21 protein-coding genes are annotated in these 26,165 nt (G+C 29.7%); 10 read left to right on the top strand and 11 right to left on the bottom strand.

Annotated features, from left to right (window positions below; all coding sequences use genetic code 11):
* Position 1: 1 nt before the first annotated feature.
* The 6 genes from FDT66_RS04030 to FDT66_RS04005 form a co-directional block, all read right to left on the bottom strand.
* On the bottom strand, positions 2–1,840 hold the full coding sequence (locus FDT66_RS04030; protein ID WP_138534874.1) for a flavohemoglobin expression-modulating QEGLA motif protein: 1,839 nt from the start codon (positions 1,838–1,840) through the stop codon (positions 2–4).
* Entirely contained in the window at positions 1,833–2,669 is an 837-nt protein-coding gene (locus tag FDT66_RS04025; protein WP_138534873.1) for an N-formylglutamate amidohydrolase, read from the bottom strand. Before FDT66_RS04025 ends, FDT66_RS04030 begins: the two co-directional genes overlap by 8 nt.
* A 2-nt stretch (positions 2,670–2,671) precedes the next feature.
* Complete coding sequence (locus FDT66_RS04020; protein WP_138534872.1) at positions 2,672–2,998, bottom strand: hypothetical protein; 327 nt, start codon at positions 2,996–2,998, stop codon at positions 2,672–2,674.
* A 2-nt stretch (positions 2,999–3,000) separates the two neighbouring features.
* Complete coding sequence (locus FDT66_RS04015) at positions 3,001–3,840, bottom strand: sulfurtransferase (protein ID WP_138534871.1); 840 nt, start codon at positions 3,838–3,840, stop codon at positions 3,001–3,003.
* Between the two features lie 111 nt (positions 3,841–3,951).
* Complete coding sequence (gene gshB / locus FDT66_RS04010) at positions 3,952–4,986, bottom strand: glutathione synthase (protein WP_138534870.1); 1,035 nt, start codon at positions 4,984–4,986, stop codon at positions 3,952–3,954.
* 56 nt (positions 4,987–5,042) lie between these two features.
* Positions 5,043–6,371, bottom strand: coding sequence for a dicarboxylate/amino acid:cation symporter (locus tag FDT66_RS04005; RefSeq protein ID WP_138534869.1), 1,329 nt, complete (start codon positions 6,369–6,371; stop codon positions 5,043–5,045).
* 123 nt (positions 6,372–6,494) lie between these two features.
* On the opposite strand from FDT66_RS04005, the gene FDT66_RS04000 reads away from it, so the two are divergent.
* Positions 6,495–7,133 carry a DUF937 domain-containing protein gene (locus FDT66_RS04000; protein ID WP_138534868.1) on the top strand — a complete coding sequence of 213 codons (639 nt, stop codon included), beginning with the start codon at positions 6,495–6,497 and terminating at the stop codon, positions 7,131–7,133.
* 55 nt (positions 7,134–7,188) lie between these two features.
* Here FDT66_RS04000 and bshA read toward each other — a convergent pair whose 3' ends face one another.
* From bshA to dnaB, 5 genes are all read right to left on the bottom strand, one after another.
* Positions 7,189–8,322, bottom strand: coding sequence for an N-acetyl-alpha-D-glucosaminyl L-malate synthase BshA (gene bshA, locus FDT66_RS03995; RefSeq protein ID WP_138534867.1), 1,134 nt, complete (start codon positions 8,320–8,322; stop codon positions 7,189–7,191).
* Positions 8,323–8,480: 158 nt separating this feature from the next.
* Positions 8,481–9,326, bottom strand: coding sequence for a transketolase (locus tag FDT66_RS03990; RefSeq protein WP_138534866.1), 846 nt, complete (start codon positions 9,324–9,326; stop codon positions 8,481–8,483).
* A gap of 98 nt (positions 9,327–9,424) precedes the next feature.
* Positions 9,425–10,609, bottom strand: a complete 1,185-nt coding sequence (locus FDT66_RS03985) for an asparagine synthetase B (RefSeq protein ID WP_138535258.1) — start codon at positions 10,607–10,609, stop codon at positions 9,425–9,427.
* A gap of 84 nt (positions 10,610–10,693) precedes the next feature.
* Complete coding sequence (locus tag FDT66_RS03980) at positions 10,694–11,503, bottom strand: hypothetical protein (protein ID WP_138534865.1); 810 nt, start codon at positions 11,501–11,503, stop codon at positions 10,694–10,696.
* A 72-nt stretch (positions 11,504–11,575) separates the two neighbouring features.
* Positions 11,576–13,090, bottom strand: coding sequence for a replicative DNA helicase (gene dnaB / locus FDT66_RS03975; RefSeq protein ID WP_138534864.1), 1,515 nt, complete (start codon positions 13,088–13,090; stop codon positions 11,576–11,578).
* Between the two features lie 138 nt (positions 13,091–13,228).
* On the opposite strand from dnaB, the gene FDT66_RS03970 reads away from it, so the two are divergent.
* The 9 genes from FDT66_RS03970 to FDT66_RS03930 all read left to right on the top strand — a co-directional run bounded on the left by FDT66_RS03970 (position 13,229) and on the right by FDT66_RS03930 (position 25,955).
* Positions 13,229–14,305: a DUF3810 domain-containing protein gene (locus FDT66_RS03970; protein ID WP_138534863.1), complete on the top strand. Its 1,077-nt coding sequence runs from the start codon at positions 13,229–13,231 to the stop codon at positions 14,303–14,305.
* Positions 14,306–14,402: 97 nt separating this feature from the next.
* Positions 14,403–17,369, top strand: a complete 2,967-nt coding sequence (locus FDT66_RS03965) for an amidohydrolase family protein (RefSeq protein ID WP_171032310.1) — start codon at positions 14,403–14,405, stop codon at positions 17,367–17,369.
* Positions 17,370–17,375: 6 nt separating this feature from the next.
* Positions 17,376–18,671 carry an amidohydrolase family protein gene (locus FDT66_RS03960; RefSeq protein ID WP_138534862.1) on the top strand — a complete coding sequence of 432 codons (1,296 nt, stop codon included), beginning with the start codon at positions 17,376–17,378 and terminating at the stop codon, positions 18,669–18,671.
* Between the two features lie 203 nt (positions 18,672–18,874).
* Complete coding sequence (locus FDT66_RS03955; RefSeq protein ID WP_138534861.1) at positions 18,875–19,672, top strand: TrmH family RNA methyltransferase; 798 nt, start codon at positions 18,875–18,877, stop codon at positions 19,670–19,672.
* Between the two features lie 3 nt (positions 19,673–19,675).
* On the top strand, positions 19,676–20,419 hold the full coding sequence (gene ppgK / locus FDT66_RS03950; protein ID WP_138534860.1) for a polyphosphate--glucose phosphotransferase: 744 nt from the start codon (positions 19,676–19,678) through the stop codon (positions 20,417–20,419).
* A gap of 49 nt (positions 20,420–20,468) precedes the next feature.
* On the top strand, positions 20,469–21,701 hold the full coding sequence (locus tag FDT66_RS03945; RefSeq protein ID WP_138534859.1) for a M48 family metallopeptidase: 1,233 nt from the start codon (positions 20,469–20,471) through the stop codon (positions 21,699–21,701).
* A gap of 180 nt (positions 21,702–21,881) precedes the next feature.
* Entirely contained in the window at positions 21,882–24,104 is a 2,223-nt protein-coding gene (locus tag FDT66_RS03940) for a RelA/SpoT family protein (RefSeq protein ID WP_138534858.1), read from the top strand.
* 72 nt (positions 24,105–24,176) lie between these two features.
* Entirely contained in the window at positions 24,177–24,629 is a 453-nt protein-coding gene (locus tag FDT66_RS03935) for a Fur family transcriptional regulator (RefSeq protein ID WP_138534857.1), read from the top strand.
* Between the two features lie 54 nt (positions 24,630–24,683).
* Positions 24,684–25,955 (top strand): adenylosuccinate synthase, encoded by a 1,272-nt coding sequence (locus FDT66_RS03930; protein WP_138534856.1) that lies wholly within the window; start codon positions 24,684–24,686, stop codon positions 25,953–25,955.
* Positions 25,956–26,165 lie beyond the last annotated feature (210 nt).

The following is a 26,165-nucleotide window of genomic DNA, read 5'->3' as shown; positions in this document are numbered from 1 at the left end:
TTTAATTAACTAATTCTACAATTTCTAGTCCTTTATATAATTTTTTCAATCGTTTTTGGACACTTTTTCTTTCTAAAAAACGAGGTAATTCTGGTTTTTTCAAAACTTTACGATACAATAATTCTTCAATTAAAGCTGTGTGTGTAATGTTAAACTTACCTGTATATAAGTTTTCTAAATTCCCTCCATTTTTTAAGTACTGTAACAAATCTATCAAACCTGCTAAATACACAGCATCTTTTGTTAAACCACCACCTCTGTAAACTCTCATGGTAATGTAGTAGGCAATTCTTTCTGAAAACGAATACTTTTTACAAAGATTCTTAAAAGTTTCTATAAATGTTGCTCCATTTACCATAGATTGTACCGCAATCACTCTTCCTGCTAACAAACGCAACCTGTTTACGGTTAAACCACCTACCAAATATTCTGCAATTACTGCCAAACCTTCTTGCAATTGATCATAACCTTCAAAACCTTCAAACATTTGTTGTAAAGGTTGCCTTTTACCATTGCAATAGGTTAAAATGTGTGTACCAACTTCGTGTTGTATTAAGGCATCACACCTATTTGCATCTAAAGAAATTTGATCGTTAATTAACAGTTTTGTTTTGCTAACCATGATACCTGCAACATCATTTCTAATTTCTACAGATAAATTTAAGTTTGGAAACTTGCTGTTGTAATAATCAATTTCTTCTTGTGCGTGTTTGGCGAATTCTGTACAATTAAAACGATTCGCGCTTTTCATTTTTTCCCTTTTAGGAAATTTTTTCAGTATTTTTTTAGCTTCTTTTAACAGGTTTTTATTGATAACTCCATACAAACTCTCGCCTACAAATTTAAAATTTTGCGTACCACGTTCTTCTAACATAGTAAGCTGCTTTTCGATTTCTAAACGTTTTCCTCTTAAAATAAAAGCAATGGTTGGATCTTCAATCTCATCAATAGCAATATTATATAGCTTACGTTTTTCTAATTCTGGATCTATAGAAATTAAACGGTATTTAAAAGATGGTATTTTTTTAAATTTATTTTCTTTAAACTTTTCCCATTCTTCATTACTATTTACAGGAGTTGTTCTTAACAAAAAAGACATGCCTTCGCTAATACTTGCCAATTCAGCATCTGCTTTGGTGGTAATTTCATCGATATGAGTTTTACCCAACATTAAATAATTATCAAAATCATCTTTGGTTTGTACTCTTATAAATTCATACACAGCTCTTTTTATAGTTTCAGAAAAAACGCTGTAAAATTCTCTGAAAAAAAGTGAATACAATTCTCCTGTTTCTGAATTTTTATACAAAACAGGTACTTCTACTCCAATGAGTAACATTCCTGTTTTTTTAGAAGTCTCTACATCTGCAATGGGTTGTAAATGTTTTGGGTGTTTTAAACCGTTAGCATGAATATTTGCAGAAACATTTGGATATGTATTTGCCAACTTGCTAAAACCTTCTTTTAAAGCGATGGCTGTTTCTGAAGCCACATTTTCAGGGCAATTAATATTGAATTTTGTGTTTTCATTTTTAACATCTGGCCAAACTTCTAACACCAAAAAAGTGTCGAATTTTTCTGAAATAGTCAAACGAATTGCTTCTAAAAGCTTGGTAATGTCTATGGTTTCGTCTATAATTAAATACGAGGCTTGTGTTTTTAACAACCTTGAAAAATATACATCTGGTTCTTTAAATCTGTATATACAAATAAATGGTAAAAACTTATCAATATGCAACCACCCATTTTTTGGAAGTTCGTAATTTAGTGGAGCATCACTATTTATTTTCTCACAAATTGCTTCAATAATTTCTGAGTTTACATGTACTTTTTTACCCATTTAATTGGTGCGTTTTATAAAAAGTTGTTGCGTGTTTTTTTAGTTCGGTTTTTAAGTATTTTTCTACAGTAGCAACTACTTCTGGATATATAATTTGGCTTAATTCATCACAATAAATTTTGGCGATTTCTGTAGCAATAACCAATGTGTTTTGAAAATTTTGTGTGATGTATTTTAAAAAATATCCATTTCCTTGAAAAGTGTCGTTAATTTTTGCGGTAGATTTAATGTCTTTAAAAAATGGAGTTTCTGACAAGATTTTTCGCCAAGATTCAATATCGTTTCCAAACCTATGATTGTTTATATTTGAAGTACCTAAATTCCAAGTTGGCACTTCTCTTGTCCATCTTTTCCAATTGTAAGAATGCATGTCATACACTACACAAACGCCAAATTTTTCTTCTAATTTAGAAATTAAAGCTTGTACAACTTTGTAGAAATTTGCATGTTTTTGCAAACTTTTTTCATGCATTTCTTTTGGCAAAGGTTTTTTCCATAATTGCTTGCCCCAAGCATCTGTATAAATTGCTGTTTCTGGAGCTCTGTTTAAATCATACTCAAAACGAGAATCGCAACCTGCAATTACAATAGGATGAGATTTTACCATTTCTTTGGTTGCTGGATCTTCTTCAAACCAACGTTCATATTCTGTATGCAAACAGTTTTTCCATAATTCTTTTCTAAATTGATGTCCATCATGTACTGCTGCACAAGCATAATGTGTATATTTTTCTATTTTTAAAGTGAAGGAATAATCATTTGAAACAGCTTCAAATGTTTCTTCGTTTTGTATTTTTTTTATGATTTCTTCAACTGATAATTTTACCATAACTAACTAATCATTTTTTTCAAAATTTGGTACACGTTTTTCTCTAAATAATCTACAGTACCATCTGCAAAAAGCACCTTTTTTATGTTTCTAAGCAATGCTTCTTTGTCTTGCTGAGTAAGGTTGTTTTCACTTAAATATTGTTGAATTTTTTGTAAGTTTTCTTTTTCTGAATCTACAACAACTTCTGTATGAATTTTATGAAACGTTTTTTCATCTACAATGGTGTGAATATAGTCTTGCTCATTTTTATCTTCAATAAGATTGCAATGTGCTGCGTATAAAAGTACGTAAGCTTCAAATTCTTTTTGGGTCCAATTTAAGTTCATAATTATAATGTTATTGGTAAGTTTGGTGTACTTCCCCATTCTGTCCAAGAGCCATCGTACACTGAAACATTTTTAATATTTACAACTGTTGCAGCCAACGCTAAAACAGATGCTGTAATGCCTGAACCACATGTAAAAATAATTTGTTTTTTGTTTTTAAGAACTTTAAAAATATCATGTAATTCATCTTCGGTTTTCATTTTTCCGTTTTGAAGTACTGCTGTATAAGGAATGCTCACCGAATTTGGAATATGTCCGCTTTTTAAGTCGTTTCTTGGTTCTGGTTCTGTTCCATAAAAACGTCCTTTTGAACGAGCATCTGCAATTAAAATGGTTTCATTTTCTATGGACTGTAAAACGTCTTCCGTAAATTTTAGCTTGTTTGGTTGGTAATTTACTTTGAAGTTTCCTTTTTTAGGAATTGTGTATTTTGGAATTTCTGTAGGATAGTTTTTAGCTTTCCATTCTGGCAAACCACCATTTAAAACCGCTACATTTTTAAAACCCATTAGTTGAAACATCCACCAAACTCTTGGTGATGAGTACATTCCTAAATCGTCATAACAAATTACAATAGAGTTTTTATGTATGCCTAAATCTTGTGCTTTTTCTTCAAACTCTTTTGGAGATAAAACCGTATTTGGAAATGGTGCTTTATTATCAGAAAAAACATTTTTCAAATCAAAAAAAACTGCATTTTGTATTTGTAGTTTTTCTTCTGTTATTTCTGATGTTGCTGTTACTTTTGGAATGGTACAATCTAAAATTATTAGATTTTTGTTTTCTAAATTTTGGTATAACCAATCTACAGAAACTAACGGATTTTGTATGGTTAATGACATTTTCAAATAATTAATTTATAAATTTTCATTTTAAATTATAGCAGTATTATTACCGAAATTATAAGATAATTCATCAAAAACAGAACGCTAATAAAAATTAATTTATCTTATTTAAGCTTCGTCTACCATTTTTTTCAAACTAGATTTTCGCCTAAATGCAGCATCTTTTTCTAGCACTTTACTTTCCATAAAGTTCACGACTTTTTCTTGGATTTTTGTTTTGTAAACTTTGTTCATGTAGGTAATACCTCCTGGAGACATAACGTTTACTTCCACTAATTTTCCTCCAATTACATCAATACCCACAAAGTAAAGTCCGTCTTTTACCAACTTAGGACCAATTTTATCACAAAGCTTTTTTTCTTCTGCTGTTAATTTGTGTTTTGCTATTTTACCTCCAGCAGAAACGTTAGATCTATGATCTTTTTCTCCAGGAATTCTGCGCATTGCGCCTATTGGAACTCCATTTAAAATTAATACTCTAACATCTCCTTGATCTGCTCCTTCAATATATTCTTGAAGAATTACATAATCTGACGTTCCATCACTTTTATGAATATAAAAATCTAACAACGAATTGATATTTCCCATTGCAGATTTTTCAATTAAAATAACTCCAGAACCTCCAAAACCGTTTAATGGTTTTAAAATCATTTTATCCGAATTAGATTCTTCGATCATTCTTATCAAATAATCTTTATTTTTTGAAACATGTGTTACTGGAATAATTTCGTTGTTTGGATCTTCAAAAACGGCTGTATACAATTTGTTATTTGCTTCACGCATACCTTGTACTGAATTGATGATAAAAACATCGTCTTTTACAGAATCTAAAAAATTTAGCATTAAAGGATCTAAAGGTGGTTCTGCACGCATAAAAATAACATCAAAACCAGCTAAAGGAAGCATTTCTTCTCTTGTAGTTGTTTTGTTGTAAAACGACTTTATGTTTGAAGATACTTTTTCTGTTCTATTTAAAATTGTGCAAAACGCATTGGTTACACTGTTTCTAATTGTTAAATTAGAAGGTGTACAAATGGCAACTCCATGACCTCTTTTTACACATTCGTGAATTAAAGTTAGTGATGTATCGTTTTCTGGAGATTTTATATTTTCCCAAGGATACATTAAAAAACAAACATTCATATTATTTATTATTAATGGTTATCAATTTAAAATTGAACTTTTAAATTTTCTTTTCTTTATTTTACTTTTTCGTAATTATCATCCCAATTTTTTGGTTCAGGTTTGTCTTTTAATTTTCCTAAAGACTTAGCTACTAACATTGAAACAGTTGCATCACCAGTTACGTTTACTGTAGTTCTACACATATCTAAAGGTCTATCAACTGCAAAAATTAAAGCCAGTCCAATAGGCAATAATTCTGATGGGAAATTTATAGATTCTAAAACAATTACCAACATTACCATACCAGCACTTGGAACTGCTGCTGAACCAATTGAAGCTAACAACGCTGTAAAAATAATAACCAACTGATTTGAAAATGTAGCACCTTCAGGCCAAATTACTTGCATGATAAATACAGCAGCAATACCTTGATACAAGCTTGTTCCATCCATATTTATAGTGGCACCAACTGGTAATACAAAACCAGAAACTTCTTTATCTACCCCTAAATGTTCTTCTACTCTTTCCATGGTAACAGGAAGTGTTGCTGCGCTAGAACTTGTAGAAAATGCTAGCAATTGCGCTGGACTAATTTGTTTTAAAAACCACATAGGAGATTTTTTTGTGTACACACTTACTAAAATTAGGTAAAAAACAATCATTAATAACAAACCACCAACCACACATAAAGCATAAACCAATAGTTTTAAAAGAATCTCGGTATCGTCAAAAGCAATGATAACGTTTGCTAATAATGCAAAAACAGCATAAGGAGCAAAAAGCATGATTAAATCTACCATTTTCATGACCATTTCATTTAAGGAATCAAAGAAATCCATCAAAGGTTTGGCTTTTTTTTCTGGTATTAATAATAAAGAAATACCTACAAACATCGCAAAAAAGATGATTTGTAACATACTAGCATCTGTAAAAGATTGAAAAATATTACTTGGAAATATATCTACTAAAGCCTGTAATGGACCAGCATCTTTTTGAGCAGTTGCTTTTGTTAATTTATCAGTAACATCTGCTGAAGTTTCATATTTAGCTTTTATTTTTTCAATAGTGTCAGGAGACATTCCTGTACCTGGTTTAACCAAATTTACAATTCCTAAACCAATTATAATGGCTACTAAAGTAGTTCCTACATAAATAGAAATAGTTCTTAGTCCCATTTTTTTAATTTTAGAAATATCTTTTAAATCTGAAATTCCTTTTATTAAAGATGCCAATATTAATGGTACTGCAATTAATTTTAAAAGATTGATAAAAATGGTTCCAAATGGTTTGATCCAATCTGACACAAAACCTTTCCCTCCATCTATACTATTCATTATAAAACCAAAAATGATACCCAATACCATTCCTATTAAAATTTTCCAGTGTAATGCTAAATTTTTCATTAATTTATTTGAAATTATTTTGAACTTGAAAGATAAAAAAATAATTAAAAAGGGAAGTGACTTTATTTGTATATTGTGTCAAATTTTTAGAAAACAAGCATATTAATTATTAAAAACATAAAAATGGCAGGTATTTTAGATTTATTAAATAGTGATTTAGGAAAACAGATAGTTTCTGGTGTTGCAGGTTCTACAGGAAACGATTCTAACAAAACCAATAGTGTATTAACCATGGCTTTACCAGTATTAATGAAAGCAATGGAAAGAAATGCAGCAACTCCAGAAGGTGCTCAAGGTTTGCAAAGAGCCTTAGAAACAAAACATGATGGAAGCATTTTAGAAAATCTTGGTGGCTTGTTTGGAGGTGGTGTAGATGAATCTGTAAAACAAGATGGCGCAGGAATTTTAAGACATGTTTTAGGAGCTAAACAACAAGGTGTTGAACAAGTAATTGGTCAAAAATCTGGTTTAGATGCTGGTTCTGTAGCAAATATTTTAAAAGTAGCTGCTCCTATTTTAATGGGTGTTTTAGGTAAAGAGAAAAAACAACAAAATATTAGTGATAGTAATGGCTTAGGTAGTTTATTAGGAAATATGTTAGGTGGTAGTTCTGCTGCTAACGAGCAAAGTTTTTTAGAAAAAATATTAGATGCAGATGGTGATGGTAGTGTTGTAGATGATGTTGCTGGTATGTTTTTAGGCGGAAGTAATAAAAAATCTGGTGGCCTTGGAGGTTTGTTAGGTGGATTATTTGGGAAATAAGATATACTTTTATAAATATTAAAAAGCTCAAACTTTATAAGTTTGAGCTTTTTAATTATACTTTACTTTGATAACAAGATTTATAAATTTCTTCATATACTGGTAAAATATTTTCCAGTGAAAAACGCTTGGTATGTTCTTTTGCATTGTTTTTAAATTGTTCTAAAACAGCATTGTCTTTTAAAATAGAAATTGCATTTTTAGCCATATCGTCAACATCACCTAAATTACTTAAATAACCTGTTATTCCATTAATATTAACTTCTGGCAAACCTCCAGTATTTGTAGATATTACAGGAGTTTTTGCAGCCATGGCTTCTAAAGCAGCCAAACCAAAACTTTCTGTTTGTGAGGGTAATAAAAACAAATCTGAGTAACATAAAATTTTCGCAACTTCGTCACTATTTCCTAAAAATAAAACATCTTTAGAAATTTTTAATTTTTGTGCCAAATTTTCTGCTTTTGCTCTTTCTGGTCCTTCACCAATCATTAATAATTTTGCTGGAATTTCTTTTCTTACTCCTGCAAAAATTCGAATCACATCTTCTACTCTTTTTACAGGTCTAAAATTACTTATATGGGTTAGAATACGTTCTTCTGGTTTTGCTATCGCAATTCTTTTACATTTTTGTTGATGAGCTTTGTCGTACTTTTCTGTATCAATAAAATTATAAATTACTTGTATATCTTTTTTAATATTGAATAACTTATTTGTAGTTTCTTTTAAATTATTTGAAACGGAAGTAACTACATCTGAATTATTTATACTAAATTCTACTGCTGTTTTATATGTTGGGTGACTTCCAACTAAGGTAATATCTGTTCCATGCAAAGTTGTTACCACTTTTACGTTTAAACCTTTTTCTTTTAACATTTGTTTTGCCATAAATGCTGCATATGCATGTGGAATTGCATAATGCACATGTAAAACTTCTAGTTCATATGTTTGAACGACTTCTACCATTTTACTAGAAAGTGCTAATTCGTAAGGTTGATATTGAAATAAAGGATATTCTTCAATTAAAACTTGATGAAAATGTAAGTGATGAGATATAAAATCTAAACGAACTGGTTGATTGTATGTTATAAAATGTACTTCATGCCCTTTGTCTGCCAAAGCCATTCCTAATTCTGTGGCTACTACTCCACTTCCACCAAATGTTGGGTAACAAACAATCCCTATTTTCATAATAATTATTGAAAAATTAAAAAAATTAAAGTCAATAAAACTTTAATATCAGTTGTAAAGATAAAAGTAATCTTACATATTTATTCTAAATAAAAACACAAAAAACCCACAATTTAAATTATGGGTTTGTATTTTTAAAAAACTAAATTTACTTCGTTTTAATAATCGCCTAAAGTTACTGGATTTTGAGCCAAAGCACTTTCTAATTGCTCGTCATTTGGTGCTTTACCATGCCAAGCATGAGTATGCATCATAAAATCTACACCATTACCCATTTCTGTATGTAATAAAATACAAACAGGTTTTCCTTTACCTGTCTTAGCTTTTGCTTCTGCTAAACCTGCTAAAACTGCTTCAATATCATTTCCTTTTACAACTTCTAAAACATCCCAACCAAAAGCTTCAAATTTTGCTTTGATACTTCCCATTGGTAAAACATCGTCTGTTGCACCATCTATTTGTTTACCATTTAAATCAATAGTTGCAATTATGTTATCTACTTTTTTTGCAGATGCATACATGATTGCTTCCCAATTTTGACCTTCTTGCAATTCTCCATCACCATGTAAAGTATACACTAATTTATCATCTCCATTTAATTTTTTAGCTTCTGCAGCTCCTAAACCAACTGATAAACCTTGACCTAGTGATCCAGATGCAATTCTTATACCTGGTAAACCTTCGTGTGTAGTTGGATGACCTTGTAATCTAGAATCAATTAACCTAAAAGTTGACAATTCTTCCACTGGAAAAAAACCTGAATGTGCCAAAACACTATAAAAAACAGGAGAAATATGTCCGTTAGATAAAAAGAATAAATCTTCATTTTTTCCGTCCATAGTAAAATCTGTAGAATAATCCATTACTTCTTGATATAAACAAGTAATAAACTCAGCACAACCTAAAGAACCTCCTGGATGTCCAGAATTTACTTTGTGTACCATTCTTAAAATATCTCTACGAACTTGTTGCGTAAAATCTTGTAATTGTTGTGTTGTTGGCATTTTTGATTTTATTTTTATCTTGACAAAAATACAAAAGTGAATTAATTTGAAATGAATTTCTAAAGTATTTATTTTAGATTTATTAACATGTTATTATACTAGGTTTTTTGCTTCTTCTTTTTGGCTGCAGGAAACAACACATTATTTAAAATTAAACGATATCCTGGTGATGTTGGGTGCAAATCTAATTCGGTTTTTGGATCACCAACTCTGTGTGTATAATCTTCAGGATCATGTCCTCCATAAAAAGTAAACATTCCTTTTCCTTTGGTTCCGTGAATGTAACGTGCTTCTCTATTAACTTTGTTTTCACCTAAAACCAACACATTGCTTTTTACGGTATTTCTATCAAAAGAAGTAGTTTGTCCCATAAAACCTTTTACTAAAACAGTATGGTTTTGAGTGAGCATTGTTGGAACAGGATCCCATTTTGCTGAGAACTCAACTAGAGAAAAATAATCGGAAGTTTTTGGAATTTTACGTTTTCGAGTCATATCTATTGAAGAAAACTCATATGTAGATGGATTTTTAATTAAATCGAAATTTTTAAATGCAAATGTTTTATTGTAGTTAATTTGTGATTGATAATTAGGTGTAGTTGCATCTCCATCGAACATGGCTTCTGCAATATCCACACCTTCTGCAGACAATGCAATATCAAAACTATCGGTTGCAGAACACATAGCAAACATAAATCCTCCTCCTATAACATAATCTCTAATTTTTTTGGCGACTGCTAATTTTTCTTGAGAAACTTTAGTAAAACCTAATTCTTTTGCTAATTTTTCAGCTCTCTGTTTTCCTTCAATATACCAAGGTGCAGTTCTAAAAGATCCATAAAAGCGACCATATTGTCCTGTAAAATCTTCGTGATGCAAATGCAACCATTCGTAAATCAATAATTTATCTTCTAAAACTTCTTTATCGTAAATTACATCAAAAGGAATTTCTGCATAGGTTAACACCATAGTTACTGCATCATCCCAAGGCATTTTATCTTTTGGAGAATAAACTGCTATTTTTGGTGCCTTTTCTAAAGTTACTGCATCTTGATTAGAACTAGGAGCAGCTATTTGTTGCAAGATAATTTGTGCTTTTGCATCAGAAATTACTTGATAAGAAACTCCACGAATTTTACATTCATTTTCTATAATTTTATTGTTTTCAATTAAAAATGCGCCTCCATCATAATTCAATAACCATTTTGATTTCAAACCAGCTTCTAAACCAAAATAAACAATTCCGTATGCTTTTAAATGATTTTTTTGATTATCATTACTCATTGGAACATATATAAATGATGCCCAAATTGAGTTTGTAATAAATATTATAATAAGTGTTAGTAAGAGTTTTTTCATATTAAATGATTATATTTCTTTTAAATAGGAAGCGAAATATTTACCTTTTTCAGTGAGTTGATAATTACCAATTGTATTTTTTTCAATGATACCGAAATCTAAATATTCTTTAATTAATTCATTTTCAAAATTTGATAAATTTTCTTCTGTTTTAATCGCGTCAATTATATATGAAAACGCATCAAAAATCTTTTCTTTTTTAAAAGACCTATACTCAAGTTTATTTCGAAATTCAAAATTACTACTCGTTAACTCTTCAGTTATTTTTGATAATTCAATTTTGTATTGCTGGTTTTCCGTAGTAATTTTATTTAGTTGTTCGCCATAATCAGAAATTGCTTCATCTTTATTTTGGATTGTCACTTTTAATCTATCATTATCTTTATTAAGTAATTCAATTTTTTCACTTAATTGAGCAATATCTCTATTTCCGCTTCTAATATCTTCTAAAGTTTTTTCTTGTTCAGCTAATTCTTGTAAATAACTATTTTGTGTTCTTCTCAATTTATAATATTCATTTCGTTTAGACTCCTCTGCCCTAAGAGTTAACCAATGAATAAACTGATTAATATAAGGAAAGACAACAACATAAATAAAGCTTAGTAATAAAGGATATAAGAGTGAGTTTTGAAAAAACTCATATTTATCTTGAATTATGTTAATTTTAGTATTGATTTTATCATCAGATAATAAAAAATAAAATATTGGTTTCCAGTTAATAATTATCCATGAAAAAATAAATGAACCAAAAAAAGGGCTTTTAATTCTCTGGTTAGCAGTTGAAAATATTGTTTCTAATAATTCTGTTATCTTTTTCATATCAAAAACTAAAATACACAATTACTTTAAAGCAATTGTGTATTTATTAAATTTTATAAATTATTTAATATTCTAAAAAGGTACATCATCATCCCCAAAAGCATCTTTAGGGTCAATACCTCCTTCATTCGCAAATGGATCTTCTGGAAAATCAGCATTCATAGATGATTGAAATTCTGAACTGAAGCCTTCTTCTAAATCTGAGAATTTTGCTAAATGTCCTGTAAATTTCAAACGAATATTGTCTAAACCACCATTTCTGTGTTTTGCAACAATAAATTCTCCTTGACCTTCACATGGTGTATGCTCATCATCATCCCATTCTGTCATTCCATAGTATTCTGGACGGAAAATAAATGATACAATATCTGCATCTTGTTCAATTGCTCCAGATTCACGTAAATCAGATAATAAAGGTCTTTTTGAGCCTCCACGTGTTTCTACTGCACGTGATAATTGAGAAAGTGCAATTACTGGGACAGATAATTCTTTTGCTAATGCTTTTAAATTTCTGGAAATCATAGAAATTTCTTGTTCACGATTTCCCCCTGCTTTTCCTCCTGCAGTCATTAATTGTAAATAGTCAATTACAATAATTCTTACGTTGTGTTGTGACACCAAACGTCTTGCTTTTGCACGTAAATCAAAAATTGATAATGATGGAGTATCATCAATAAAAATTGGTGCGTCAGATAATTTTTTAACCTTTACATTTAATTGTTCCCACTCATGGGCTTCTAAGTTTCCTTTTCTAAGTTTTTCTGAAGTTAAACCAGTTTCCGAAGAAATCATACGTGTAATTAACTGAACAGAAGACATCTCTAGAGAAAATATGGCAACTCCATGATTAAAATCAATAGCCATATTTTTAGCCATTGAAATTACAAATGCTGTTTTACCCATACCTGGTCTTGCAGCTATAATTACCAAATCTGAGGGTTGCCAACCAGAAGTTAATGCATCTAATTTGGTAAAACCTGTTGCCAAACCAGACATTCCTTCCTGATTTCCAATTTCTTGTATTTTTTGTAATGCTTGCTTTACTAAAGAACCAGCATCTTCTGAACTCTTTTTTAAATTCCCTTGTGTAACTTCAAACAGTTTTGCTTCTGCATCATCTAGTAAATCGAAAACATCTGTACCTTCATCATAAGCGTTTTCAATAATTTCACTGGAAATAGAAATTAACCTACGCTGTATGTATTTTTGAAGAATTATACGTGCATGAAACTCAATATGAGCTGAAGATGCAACTTTTTGTGTCAAACGAATTAAGAAAAAATCACCTCCAACAAATTCTAGTTTTCCGCTTTTTTTCAATAAGTTAGAAACTGTTAAAATATCTATGGGTTCTGAATTTTGAAACAATTCATAAATTGCTGCATAAATTTCTTGATGTTTTGCATCGTAAAATGCATCAGCACTTAATATATCAATAACATCATCAATTCCCTTCTTATCAATCATCATTGCTCCTAAAACAGCTTCTTCCAACTCCACTGCCTGTGGAGGAATTTTCCCTTTTTCAAGACTTATAATTCTTGCTTTGTCTATTTTTTTGCCAGCAACAGCATTCGTTTTTTCCATGATTACAAAGGTACTTTTTTAGGTTGATTGTGCTTTCTAAAAAATAACTTTTATTTGTACACATTTATTGTAAACTAAATTGTTATTATCTTGTTAATAACCAGTGAACTTTTATTTCTAATTGCTATTTTTACAAAAATGAAAATAAAAAAAATACATCTTTTTTTCACTTTATTTCTTCCAATTCAGGTTTTGTTAGTACAATTTGCTGCTAAAAATCCTGTATTTATTGAAACTTATTATTCAAATGGAATTTACCCATATATATCATCATTTTTAAGAATTTTATTGGGTTGGATTCCTTTTTCTTTTGGAGATGTTTTTATTGCTTATCTTATTTATATTTTTCTAAGGTTTTTATATCGTTTGATAAAATTGAAGTTCAAAAATTTTATTCCGAAAATTATTCATTTTACAGCTATTTTATCTATTATTTATTTTTGTTTCTACCTTTTTTGGGGATTGAATTATTACAGAAAACCTTTAGCAGAAAATTTAAATTACCAGCAACAAAAATACACTACTCAACAACTTGAAAAAGTAACTGAAACCATCATTCAAAAGTTAAATTTTTATCAACTTAAAATTACAAATAACGACACAGTAAAGGTTGTAAATCCATATCATCAAAAAGAAATGTACCAAATGGCTGTTTTGGGTTATAATAATTTATCTAACGAATATCCAGAGTTAACATATAAGCATGCATCTATAAAAAGTTCGTTAATGAGTTTGCTACAAACATATAATAGTACTTCTGGGTATTTAAATCCGTTAACTGGTGAAGCACAAGTAAATGATTTGATTCCTAAAACTGGATATCCAACAACAATTTGCCATGAAATGGCACATCAAATAGGTTATGCAGCAGAAAATGAAGCAAACTTTATAGGGTTTTTAGCTGCAAATTATAATGATGATTCTTATTTTAAGTACGCAAGTTACAGAATGGCTTTTGCATATTGCATCTCAGAAATTAGAAAAAGAGATACTGAAATTTCAAAAAAACTATGGAAAAATGTACATAAAGGAGTTGTAAAAGATTTTAATGAGAGTTATTTATTTTGGGAGTCTTATAAAAATCCTTTTGAACCTATTGTAAAAAAAGGCTACAGTGCTTATTTAAAAGCTAACAATCAAACCAAAGGTGTAGCATCTTACAATTATGTTGTGGATTTGTTAATTTCTTATTTCGAAAATTTAGAAGAAATTTAGATTTCTTAAAATTATGTTAAAACCTTTTGTTTTAACAGTTTCCAATTCCCTTCTAATTAAATTTAGCAACTAATAAACTTAAATTAATTCAAACTATATGAGAAAATTACTCTTATTATTCTCGTTAATGTTGGCATTTTCTATGCAATCGCAAGACTATTTCCCAACGGATGCAGGAGTAAAAACCACAGCAAACACAATGGTTGCCTTTAAGAATGCTACCATATACATCACTCCAGAAAAAGTGATAAAAAAAGGAACTTTACTTATTAAAGATGGTAAAGTTTTAGATGCTGGTAAATCTGTAAAAATTCCTGATGGAACTAAAATTGTAGATCTTTCCGGTAAAACAATTTATCCTTCATTTATTGATATTTATTCCGATTTTGGTATTGCAAAACCAAAAAGACCTTCTGGAAATTTTAGAAGAACACAATACGAAGCTTCTCGAGAAGGTTATTATTGGAATGACCATATTAGACCAGATGTAAATCCGTTAAAAGATTTTTCTTTCGATTCTAAAAAAGCAACAGAACTATTAAAAGCTGGTTTTGGAGCAGTAAACACCCATATGAATGATGGTATTATTCGTGGAAACGGATTGTTAATTGCTTTAAATTCAAACTCTTCAGATGGTTATAGAATTTTAGATACAAAATCTGCTCAGTATTTATCTTTTTCAAAAAGTGCCACTTCAAGACAAGCATACCCAAGTTCAAGAATGGGTGCAATGGCTTTATTACGTCAAGTATACAATGATGCAGCATGGTATGCAAAAGGTAACATGAAAAATAAAGATTTAGCTTTAGAGGCATTAAATAACAATAAAAATTTAGTTCAAATATTTGAAACAGGAAACCATTTAGATGCTTTAAGAGCGGATAAAGTTGGTGATGAATTTGGAATTCAATATACCATTGTAGGTTCTGGTGACGAATTTGAAAGAATTAATGACATTAAAGCAACAAATGCAACTTTTATTATTCCTATAAATTTCAGAAATGCCTACGATGTTTCTAATCCATTATTAGCAAATCAAGTTTCTTTAGGAGATATGAGAAAATGGAACCAAGAACCTGCTAATTTAAAAATGTTATCAGACAATAATGTAAATTTTGCTCTTACAACTCATAAATTAAAATCAATAGGTTCTTTTCACAAAAACCTACAAAAAGCAATTAAGTATGGTTTTGATAAAGAAAAAGCATTGGCTTCATTAACTACAATTCCTGCAAACATTATTGGAAATAATAAATTAGGAAACTTAAATGAAGGTAGCTTTGCAAATTTCATTATTACTTCTGGAGATGTTTTTGATAGTAAAACTACTATTTACGAAAATTGGGTTCAAGGAAATAAGAATGTTATAAGTGATATGGATATTAGAGACATTACTGGTACTTATAACTTATCTGCAAACAACAAAAACTACACTTTAACGATTACTGGTAAAGGTGCAAAACAAAATGGAACTGTTACTTTGGGTGACAAAAAAATAAATTCGAAATTTTCCTTTTCTGATGATTGGATTGCTATCAATTTAAATGAAGATGGAAATTATACACGATTGGTTGGTAAAATTATGAATGCAGCCAATGTAATACAAGGTACTGCTTACGATAACAGTGGAAATGAATCTTATTTTTCTGCTGCTAAAATGGTTAAAAAGTCTCCTAAAAAAGAAAAAAATAAAGACAAAAAAGAGTCAGATACAACTTATGAAGTTGTTCCTGTAAGCTATCCAAATATTGGTTTTGGAAATTATGTACAACCAGAACAGAAAAATATTTTAATTAAAAATGTAACGGTTTGGACGAGTGAAAACGAAGGAATTCTTGAAAATACAGATGTACTTTTAAAAGATGGTAAAATTGCTGAAATAGGAAAAAACCTAAGAGCAAGAAATGCTACAGAAATAGATGGAACTGGAAAACATTTAACTGCTGGTATTGTAGATGAACATTCACACATTGCAGCGTCTGCTATTAATGAAGGCGCACAAAACTCTTCTGCAGAAGTTACTATTGAAGATGTTGTAGACCCAACAGATATAAATATTTATAGAAACCTTTCTGGAGGTACAACATCTGCACAAATTTTACATGGTTCTGCAAACCCAATTGGTGGTCGTTCTGCAATTATAAAACTAAAATGGGGTGAAAATGCTGATGCTATGATTTATAACAACTCACCTAAATTTATAAAGTTTGCTTTGGGTGAAAATGTAAAACAATCTCGTAGTTCAAACGGAACACGTTTTCCACAATCTAGAATGGGTGTTGAGCAAATGTTTACAGATTATTTTACGAGAGCTAAAGAATATGAAGCTTTAAAGAAAAGTGGAAATCCGTATCGAAAAGATGTAGAAATGGAAACTTTAGTGGAAATTTTAAACGGAGAACGTTTCATTTCTTGCCATTCTTATGTACAATCAGAAATTAATATGTTAATGAAAGTTGCCGATAAAATGGGCTTTAAAATTAACACATTCACACATATTTTAGAAGGTTATAAAGTAGCTGATAAAATGGCAGAACATGGTGTTGGTGGTTCTACTTTTTCAGATTGGTGGGCATACAAATACGAAGTAAATGATGCAATACCATACAATGCAGCAATAATGCATAATGCAGGTGTTTTAGTAGCTATAAATTCAGATGATAGAGAAATGTCTAGAAGATTAAATCAAGAAGCTGCAAAAACAGTAAAATATGGTGGAATGTCAGAATTAGAAGCTTGGAAAATGGTAACCATAAATCCTGCAAAACTATTACATATTGATGATAGAGCTGGAAGTATTAAAGTAGGTAAAGATGCAGATGTTGTATTGTGGAACAACCACCCAATGTCAATCTACGCAAAAGTAGAAAAAACAATTGTAGATGGTAAAGTTTACTTTGATAGTGAAATTGACAATCAAAAAAGACTTGCAATAAAGGCTGAAAAAAGCAAGCTCATTAATATGATGTTAAAAGAAAAAATGGGTGGAGGAAAAACACAAACACCTATGAAGCGTAAAGACAGAAACTTTCACTGTGATACTTTAGAAGAACTTAAAAGCTAAAAAATGATGAAAAAAATAATATATAGTTTGCTGTTTTTCTATTTAATAGGAAATATAAATGCACAACAAACCCCAGCAAATAAACAAACTACGCCATTTTCAATTGAAGGAGCAACAGCACACTTAGGAAATGGAACCGTAATTGAAAATTCGTTAATTATGTTTAACGAAGGTAAAATTACATTTGTAGGTTCTGCAATGATGAAAATTGCAAGACAAGGAACAATAATAAATGCCAAAGGAAAACATATTTATCCTGGCTTTATAGCAGCAAATGCTACTTTAGGTTTGGTTGAAATAGATGCTGTAAAAGCGAGTGACGACCAAAGAGAAATAGGAATTATGAATCCTCATATTAGAAGCTTAATTGCTTATAATGCCGAAAGTAAAATAATTGAGTCTATGAGACCTAATGGTGTTTTAATGGCTCAAATTACTCCTAGAGGAGGCACAATTTCTGGAACTTCTTCTGTAACGCAATTAGATGCTTGGAACTGGGAAGATGCTGCCATAAAAAAAGATGGAGCAATTCACATGAACTGGCCTAGTAGTTTTACTTCTGGAAGATGGTGGTTAGGAGAAGATCCTGCATTAAAACCAGATAAAAATTATCCAAAAAATGTTAATAGAATTATTTCTTACTTTTCAGATGCTAAAGTTTATTTAGCTGGTAATAAAACGCCAAAAAATCTTCCTTTCGAAGCTACAAAAGAGTTGTTTGATGGTAATCAGAAATTATTTATTCATGTAAGTGGAGAAAAAGAAATTACTGATGCAATTACAGAAATGAAAAAACTAGGTATCAATAACCTAGTAATTGTTCATGGAGTTGGAGCTGAAAATATTTCTGAATTATTAGTGAGTAATAATGTTCCTGTAATTTTAGACAGACCACATAGAAACCCTAACAGTGAAGACGATGCATACGACTACACATACACAATTGCAAAAACGTTAACCGATAAAGGTATTTTAGTTGGTTTAGGTATGGAAGGTCAAATGGAACGTATGAATTCAAGAAATTTACCTTTTTATGCAGGTACTTTTGCAGCTCATGGTTTAAGTAAAGAAGATGCCTTAAAATTAATTACACACAACAATGCAAAAATTTTAGGAATTCTAGATTTCACAGGAACTTTAGAAGTAGGTAAAGATGCAACCCTTTTTATATCTGAAGGAGATGCTTTAGATATGAGAACAAATATCATTACAAAAGCATTTATTCAAGGTAGAGATATTAGTTTAGAAACGCACCAAACAACACTTTGGAAACGTTATGCTAACAAATACAAAGCAAAATAAAATCTTTGCTTCTACTAAAAAAGGCTCGCAATTGCGAGCCTTTTTCTTTCAAAAACAGTTAACGAGAAATAAAGTCAACTAATTCTTTCTCATAGCAAATTTTTCTTTTTCAAATCATATAAGCTTAAGTAACTTTATTTACTTTACAAATATTGTAATAATTTGCTTTTATCCTATCCCTACAATTAGGTATATTTGTAATAATGAAACAAATTACCAGCATTCATAATTCTTACATAAAAGAGCTACAAAAACTCCAAGAAAAATCAAAAGAACGTAAAAAGAAAAAATTGTTTTTAATTGAAGGTAAAAGAGAAATTTCTCTAGCAATTAAAGCAAATTACGATTTTGAAACCATTCTTTTTGTAGAAGAAATTATTACAAAAAAAGAAGTTTTAGATCTTTTTAATGGAAAAACAAACAGCATAATTATTTCTAAAGAAGTATATCAAAAACTAGCTTATAGAGGCTCTACAGAAGGCATTATAGCCGTAGTAAAAGCAAAAGATTTTTCTTTACAAAACATCAAGTTTCAAACAAAAAACCCACTTATTCTCATTGCTGAAAGCATAGAAAAACCAGGAAATATAGGGGCTTTGTTAAGAACTGCAGATGCTGCAAATTTAGATGCTGTTTTTATTGCCAATCCTAAAAGCGATTTATACAACGCAAACATTATAAGATCTAGCATTGGTTGTGTTTTTACCAATCAAATTGCAATAGGAACTTCCGAAGAAATTATTACTTTTCTACAAGAAAAGGAAATTTCTATATACGCAGCAACTCTACAAAATTCAAACGAATATTATAAGGAAAATTATATAAAACCTACTGCAATTGTTGTTGGTACAGAAGCTACAGGCTTAAGTGATATTTGGCGAGAAAAAGCAACTCAAAATATTAATATACCTATGCAAGGTGAAATAGACTCTATGAACGTTTCTGTTTCAGCAGCAATAATTTTATTTGAAGCAAAAAGACAAAGAGAATTTAAAATTTAAGATATGAAAATGTTAGGAATAGACATTGGTGGAACAGGAATCAAAGGAGCAATTGTAAATACAAAAACAGGTGAATTACTTTCAGAAAGACACAGAATTCCAACACCAAAACCAGCCACTCCAGAGGCTGTTGCAAAAGTTGTAAAAGAAATGATACAGCATTTTAAGTGGAAAAAAGAAGTAGGATGTAGTTTTCCTACAACAATTGTTGATGGAAAATGCATTCATTCTGGAAATTTAAGTCCTAAATGGTTAAATGTAAAAGTTGATAAACTTTTTAAAAAAGAGTGTCAACTTCCTTTTTATGTTAGTAATGATGCAGATTTAGCAGGTTTAGCAGAAGTTAGTTTAGGAGCTGCAAAGAAAGAAAAAGGAGTTGTAATTGTAATAACTATTGGAACAGGAATTGGCTCTGGACTATTTTATAAAGGAAAATTAATTCCAAATATAGAAATTGGTAAAATGTTACATACCAATGGAGAAATTATTGAACTCTACACAGCAGATTCTGTAAGAAAAAAAGAAAATTTAAAACTGGGTGAATGGGCAAAAAGATTTGATATTTTATTAGAATACATAAGAGTTGTTTATTCGCCAAGTTTAATTGTTTTAGGTGGTGGAATTAGTAAAAAATACGACGATTTTAAAAAACATTTAACTACAGATGTTCCTGTAAAAGCTGCTGAATTTAGAAACAATGCTGGTATTATTGGTGCTGCAATGTTTGCTAGTAAAGAGCTTAAATAACAAATATTTACCACCACCTAATAGTGAAATTATATCTACTAAAAATTAAATGACTCCAACATTACTTTTTTACATACTTATAGCCATTTTAACTATAAATTTTATAATTGATAAAGTGTTAGATGTTTTAAATGAGAAACATTTTGATGATAAAATTCCTGAAAAATTAGCAGATGTTTATGATGCTGAAGAATACAAAAAATCGCAAGCATATAAAAAAACAAATGCTCAATTTTCTAATATTACATCGCTATTTTCGTTTGTATTAACGTTGGTATTTTTTTTCGCAGATGGCTTTAAATTAGTAGATGATTTTGCAAGAAGTTATAGCAACAACTCTATAATTATAGCACTAATTTTTTTTGGTGTTATCATGTTAGGTTCAGACATTTTAACAACACCTTTCTCTTACTACAAAACCTTTGTTATTGAAGAAAAATTTGGTTTTAATAAATCTACAAAAAAAACGTTTTGGTTAGATAAGTTAAAAGGTTGGCTTATAACCATTATCATTGGTGGAAGTGTTTTAGCAATAATTATTTGGTTTTACGAACAAACAGGTAAAAACTTTTGGATTTATGTTTGGATTTTAATGGGTGTTTTTTCAATATTTATAAATCTATTTTACACAAAATTAATTGTTCCTTTATTCAATAAACAAACACCTCTAGAAGACGGAGAATTAAAATTTGCAATAGAAAAATATGCAAAAAAAGTAGGTTTTAAAATAAATAATATTTTTGTAATTGACGGCTCAAAACGCTCTACAAAAGCAAATGCTTATTTTTCTGGCTTTGGTTCTCAAAAAAGAATCACACTTTTTGATACATTAATAAACGATTTAGAAACTCAAGAAATTGTAGCAGTTTTAGCACATGAAGTTGGGCATTATCAAAAAAAACACATCATTTTTAATTTAATCACTTCTCTCCTACTTACAGGATTTACCTTATTCATTTTATCACTTTTTATAAATTCACCTCTTTTATCAGAAGCTTTAGGTGTTACAATACCAAGTTTTCATATTGGGTTAATTGCATTTGGAATTTTATACACGCCTATATCAAAAATTACAGAAATTATTATGAACTTTATTTCTCGAAAATTTGAATATCAAGCAGATAATTTTGCCAAAGAAACATTTGATGCAGTACCTTTAATAAATTCATTAAAAAAACTTTCAAAAAATAGTTTAAGCAATTTAACTCCTCACAAATTATATGAATTTGTGTATTATTCTCACCCTACATTGTTAAAAAGAATAGAAAATTTAGAAAAATAATTGATCTATTTTTCTTTCCATGAGATTATTTTTTTTAAAAGAAAAACTCAATTTTTAAAATCAAAAATTATAACTGCATTTATATTTCTGTTTATTGAAAATTAGAACTCAATTTCTTGTGAATTAAAATTCTTATTGCTAAATTCACTTTAGATTAGTTAACAATACCACAAGCAATTTATGGAGTACAATGTTACCATAGAAGAAGAAAACAAAGAAATTGCAAATCGTTATAAAGATTTATTAAAAGGTACTTATGAGGTTTTATCAAAAGAAGATAAAGAGCTTATAAGAAAAGCTTTTGATATTGCTTTAGACGCACACTCCAAGCAACGCAGAAAAACTGGCGAACCCTATATTTTTCACCCAATTGCAGTAGCTAAAATTGTAGCTATGGAAATTGGTTTAGGAGCAACATCAATTGCTGCTGCACTTTTACACGATGTTGTAGAAGATACCGATTACACTATTGATGATATGGAGCAATTGTTTGGAGAAACTATTGCCAGAATTGTAAATGGATTAACTAAAATTTCTCGTTTAAATAAAGCCCAAGATGCTTCTATACAAGCAGAAAATTTTAGAAAAATGCTCCTAACATTACATGATGATGTTAGAGTTATTTTAATAAAAATTGCAGACAGGTTACACAATATGCAAACAATGGATGCAATGCCTGCTCATAAACAGGTTAAAATTGCTTCAGAAACCCTATATATTTATGCACCTTTAGCACATAGGTTAGGCTTGTATAATATAAAAACCGAATTAGAAGATTTAGGGCTAAAATATACAGAACCAGAGGTTTTTAAAGACATTGTAACCAAAATAAAAGAAAGTAAAGAAGAACAACAAAAATATTTAGAAACTTTTGCAAATACATTAAAACAAGGTTTAGATCAAGAGCAATTTAAATACGATATAAAAGGTCGTTTCAAATCCATTTATTCTATTCGTAGAAAGATGCGAAATCAAAATGTTACGTTTGATGAAGTTTATGATAAATTCGCAATTAGAATTATCTTCACTCCTACTTCAAAAGATGAAAAATTTGATGCTTGGAAAATTTATTCCATAGTTACAGACTATTTCAAGCCAAATCCTTCTCGTTTACGCGATTGGATTTCGCAACCAAAATCTACAGGTTATGAAGCTTTGCATATTACTGTAGTAGGTCCAGATGCGCAATGGGTTGAGGTGCAAATTCGTTCTGAAAGAATGAATGAAATTGCTGAAAAAGGGTATGCAGCACATTTTAAATACAAACAGGGCAATTCTAACGAAAGTGGTTTAGAAGCATGGTTAAATCGCTTAAAAGAATCGTTGGAGAATCAAAGTTTAAATGCAGTAGATTTTGTTGAAGAATTTAAACTAAACCTATATTCGAAAGAAATTTATGTTTTTACACCAAAAGGTGATTTAAAATCACTTCCAAAAGACGCTTCAGCATTAGACTTTGCTTTTTCAATACATACAGATGTAGGATTAAAATGTAGAGGTGCAAAAGTTAACGGAAAATTAGTTCCTTTAAGCCATACTTTAAAAAGTGGCGACCAAATTGAAGTTATTACAAGCTCTACCAACAAACCCAATGCACGTTGGCTAGATTTTGTAATTACAGCAAGAGCAAAAACAAAAATTAGAGCAGCATTAAAAGACGAAGAAAAACAAATTGCAGAAGAAGGAAAAGCAATTTTAATGCGAAAATTGCGTCATTTAAAAATTAATTTTAATGATAAAATTGTAAACGAATTAGTTGTATACTTTAAGCTAAGAACCAGTTTTGATTTGTTTTTTAGATTTGGAAACGGAGCTATTGATAATACACAGTTAAAAGCTTTTGTTTCTCAAAGAAATAGTACTTTTTTAAACTTCTTTAAAACAAAATTAAGAAGAAACAATACTAGCTCAAAAGAAATTATAGATACTGAAGAAGTTACACACAAATACGATGCTTTAGTTTTTGGTAAAGAAGAAGAAAAATTAGATTATAAACTGTCCAAATGCTGTAATCCAATTCCTGGAGATAAAGTTTTTGGGTTTTTAACCATTAATGAAGGTATAAAAGTTCATAAAAAAAATTGTCCGAACGCAATTTCACTTCAATCTAATTATGCTTACAGAATTATGCAGGCAAAATGGATTGACTCCACAAAGCAAGATTTTAAAGTAATTTTACACATAAGTGGTGTAGATAATAAAGGAATTGTAAACAATGTAACTGGTATTATTTCCAGCAGTAATGATGTTTTTATTCACAGTATAAATATTACTGGTGATGAAGGTGTTTTTGATGGTAAAATTAGTGTTAGCGTTAAGAATAGCTCACAATTAAGCAAACTAATAAAAAGCATTCAAAAGGTAGATGGTGTCAAAAAAATAGAACGTGTTAATAGTTTGTAAATATCATTTTTAAAAAACATATATTTATTCAGAAATATCTGTAAATTTGTTGTTTCGTAAAATTTTAAGAAAATGAGTAATTCTCTTGAAAATCAAGAAGTAGTTAAAACAGTTTTTACCACATATTTAGAAGAAAACAAACACAGGAAAACTCCTGAACGTTTTGCGATTCTTCAAGAAATTTATGCGGCAGAAGAACATTTTGATATAGAATCATTATATATCAAAATGAAAAATAAAAATTATAGAGTTAGTAGAGCTACTTTATACAATACTATAGATTTACTTTTAGATTGTGGTTTGGTAAGAAAACATCAATTTGATGGACAATCTATGGCGCGTTATGAAAAAAGTTATTTCGATAAAAACCATGACCACGTAATTTTTACAGATTCTGGTGAAGTAAAAGAATTTTGTGACCCAAGAATACAAATTATCAAAAAAACCATAGAAGATATTTTTGATATTGATATTCACAACCACTCACTATATTTCTACGGAACAAAAAAAAATAATAACAAATAAAAAAAGAGGTTTAACGATTTCTTGCAAACAAACAATCAACAAATTAAACAACTAATGGCAGTAGATTTATTACTCGGATTACAATGGGGAGATGAAGGAAAAGGAAAAATTGTAGACGTATTAACAAAAAACTATGATATTATCGCTCGTTTTCAAGGTGGCCCGAATGCAGGACATACTTTAATTTTCGACGGTCATAAGCATGTATTACACACAATTCCTTCAGGAATTTTTCATAAAACAGCGTTAAATGTTGTTGGAAATGGTGTAGTTATAGATCCTGTTATCTTTAAAAAAGAATTAGAAAATTTAGATAAGCACAAAATCGACTATACATCAAAATTATTAATTTCTAGAAAAGCACACTTAATTTTACCAACACATAGGTTATTAGATGCTGCCTCAGAAACTTCTAAAGGAAAAGCAAAAATTGGCTCTACTTTAAAAGGAATTGGCCCTACTTATATGGATAAAACTGGTAGAAATGGTATGCGTGTTGGAGATTTAGAGTTAGAAAACTGGAAAGAAAAATATGATGCTTTAACTGAAAAGCATATTAAAATGTTAGAGTTTTTTGATGTAAAAATTGAATATAACTTAGATGAATTAGAAGCTGAGTTTAGAAAAGGAATTGACAAATTAAAAACACTACAGTTTATTGATAGTGAAGAGTTTTTAAATCAGGCAATAAAAGATAAAAAAACAATTTTAGCAGAAGGTGCACAAGGCTCTTTATTAGATATCGACTTTGGTACATATCCTTTTGTAACATCTTCTAACACAACTGCTGCTGGAGCTTGTACAGGCTTAGGAGTTGCACCAAACAGAATTGGTGAAGTTTTTGGAATTTTTAAAGCGTATACAACAAGAGTTGGTTCTGGACCTTTTCCTACTGAATTATTTGACGAAGATGGAGCTACTATGGCTAAAGTTGGTCACGAATTTGGTGCTACAACTGGTAGACCAAGAAGATGTGGTTGGTTAGATTTAGTTGCATTAAAATATGCAGTTGATGTAAATGGTGTTACCCAATTAATGATGATGAAAGGCGATGTACTTTCTGGTTTTGATACTTTAAAAGTATGTACATCTTACAATTATAAAGGTGAAGAAATTTCACATTTACCATACAATATTGAACCTGAAAACGTTTCTGTAAATTATTCTGAATTTAAAGGTTGGAGCGAAGATTTAACAAAAATGACTTCTGCTGACCAATTACCACAAAATTTATTAGACTACGTTGCTTTTATTGAAAAAGAAACAGGAGTTCCTGTATCTATTGTTTCTGTTGGTCCTGATAGAAAACAAACTATAAACAGATAACCTCAATAAAATAGTAAAAACAAAAAAGCATCTTTTAAATTCTAAAAGATGCTTTTTTTTCAATATTACTTTGAATAAGGTAAATAATATTTTACCCCAAAATTAAAGTTATTACTGTAAAAGTTTTTTATTGTATAAAATTCGGCATTTCCAGATGTGTAAAAGTAATTAGAAACTGGATAACTAATTTGACCTCCGTATCTTAAAAAG

The sequence above is a fragment of the Polaribacter aestuariivivens genome (assembly GCF_005885675.1).
Classification (GTDB): Bacteria; Bacteroidota; Bacteroidia; order Flavobacteriales; family Flavobacteriaceae; genus Polaribacter; species Polaribacter aestuariivivens.
The sequence above is the reverse complement of the archived record's forward strand: the minus strand, read 5'-3'. Positions and strand labels throughout refer to the sequence as shown.

What these genes read in the sequence shown, in the direction of transcription:
- FDT66_RS04025 (WP_138534873.1), bottom strand. Translation starts at nt 2,669, where the DNA reads ATGGTAAAATTATCAGTTGAAGAAATCATAAAAAAAATACAAAACGAA.
- FDT66_RS03945 (WP_138534859.1), top strand. Translation starts at nt 20,469, where the DNA reads ATGACTCCAACATTACTTTTTTACATACTTATAGCCATTTTAACTATA.
- ppgK (WP_138534860.1), top strand. Translation starts at nt 19,676, where the DNA reads ATGAAAATGTTAGGAATAGACATTGGTGGAACAGGAATCAAAGGAGCA.
- bshA (WP_138534867.1), bottom strand. Translation starts at nt 8,322, where the DNA reads ATGAAAATAGGGATTGTTTGTTACCCAACATTTGGTGGAAGTGGAGTA.
- FDT66_RS03980 (WP_138534865.1), bottom strand. Translation starts at nt 11,503, where the DNA reads ATGAAAAAGATAACAGAATTATTAGAAACAATATTTTCAACTGCTAAC.
- FDT66_RS03990 (WP_138534866.1), bottom strand. Translation starts at nt 9,326, where the DNA reads ATGCCAACAACACAACAATTACAAGATTTTACGCAACAAGTTCGTAGA.
- FDT66_RS04030 (WP_138534874.1), bottom strand. Translation starts at nt 1,840, where the DNA reads ATGGGTAAAAAAGTACATGTAAACTCAGAAATTATTGAAGCAATTTGT.
- FDT66_RS03940 (WP_138534858.1), top strand. Translation starts at nt 21,882, where the DNA reads ATGGAGTACAATGTTACCATAGAAGAAGAAAACAAAGAAATTGCAAAT.
- dnaB (WP_138534864.1), bottom strand. Translation starts at nt 13,090, where the DNA reads ATGGAAAAAACGAATGCTGTTGCTGGCAAAAAAATAGACAAAGCAAGA.
- FDT66_RS04020 (WP_138534872.1), bottom strand. Translation starts at nt 2,998, where the DNA reads ATGAACTTAAATTGGACCCAAAAAGAATTTGAAGCTTACGTACTTTTA.
- FDT66_RS04005 (WP_138534869.1), bottom strand. Translation starts at nt 6,371, where the DNA reads ATGAAAAATTTAGCATTACACTGGAAAATTTTAATAGGAATGGTATTG.
- FDT66_RS03985 (WP_138535258.1), bottom strand. Translation starts at nt 10,609, where the DNA reads ATGAGTAATGATAATCAAAAAAATCATTTAAAAGCATACGGAATTGTT.
- FDT66_RS03935 (WP_138534857.1), top strand. Translation starts at nt 24,177, where the DNA reads ATGAGTAATTCTCTTGAAAATCAAGAAGTAGTTAAAACAGTTTTTACC.
- FDT66_RS04015 (WP_138534871.1), bottom strand. Translation starts at nt 3,840, where the DNA reads ATGTCATTAACCATACAAAATCCGTTAGTTTCTGTAGATTGGTTATAC.
- FDT66_RS03960 (WP_138534862.1), top strand. Translation starts at nt 17,376, where the DNA reads ATGAAAAAAATAATATATAGTTTGCTGTTTTTCTATTTAATAGGAAAT.
- FDT66_RS04000 (WP_138534868.1), top strand. Translation starts at nt 6,495, where the DNA reads ATGGCAGGTATTTTAGATTTATTAAATAGTGATTTAGGAAAACAGATA.
- FDT66_RS03965 (WP_171032310.1), top strand. Translation starts at nt 14,403, where the DNA reads ATGAGAAAATTACTCTTATTATTCTCGTTAATGTTGGCATTTTCTATG.
- FDT66_RS03930 (WP_138534856.1), top strand. Translation starts at nt 24,684, where the DNA reads ATGGCAGTAGATTTATTACTCGGATTACAATGGGGAGATGAAGGAAAA.
- gshB (WP_138534870.1), bottom strand. Translation starts at nt 4,986, where the DNA reads ATGAATGTTTGTTTTTTAATGTATCCTTGGGAAAATATAAAATCTCCA.
- FDT66_RS03970 (WP_138534863.1), top strand. Translation starts at nt 13,229, where the DNA reads ATGAAAATAAAAAAAATACATCTTTTTTTCACTTTATTTCTTCCAATT.
- FDT66_RS03955 (WP_138534861.1), top strand. Translation starts at nt 18,875, where the DNA reads ATGAAACAAATTACCAGCATTCATAATTCTTACATAAAAGAGCTACAA.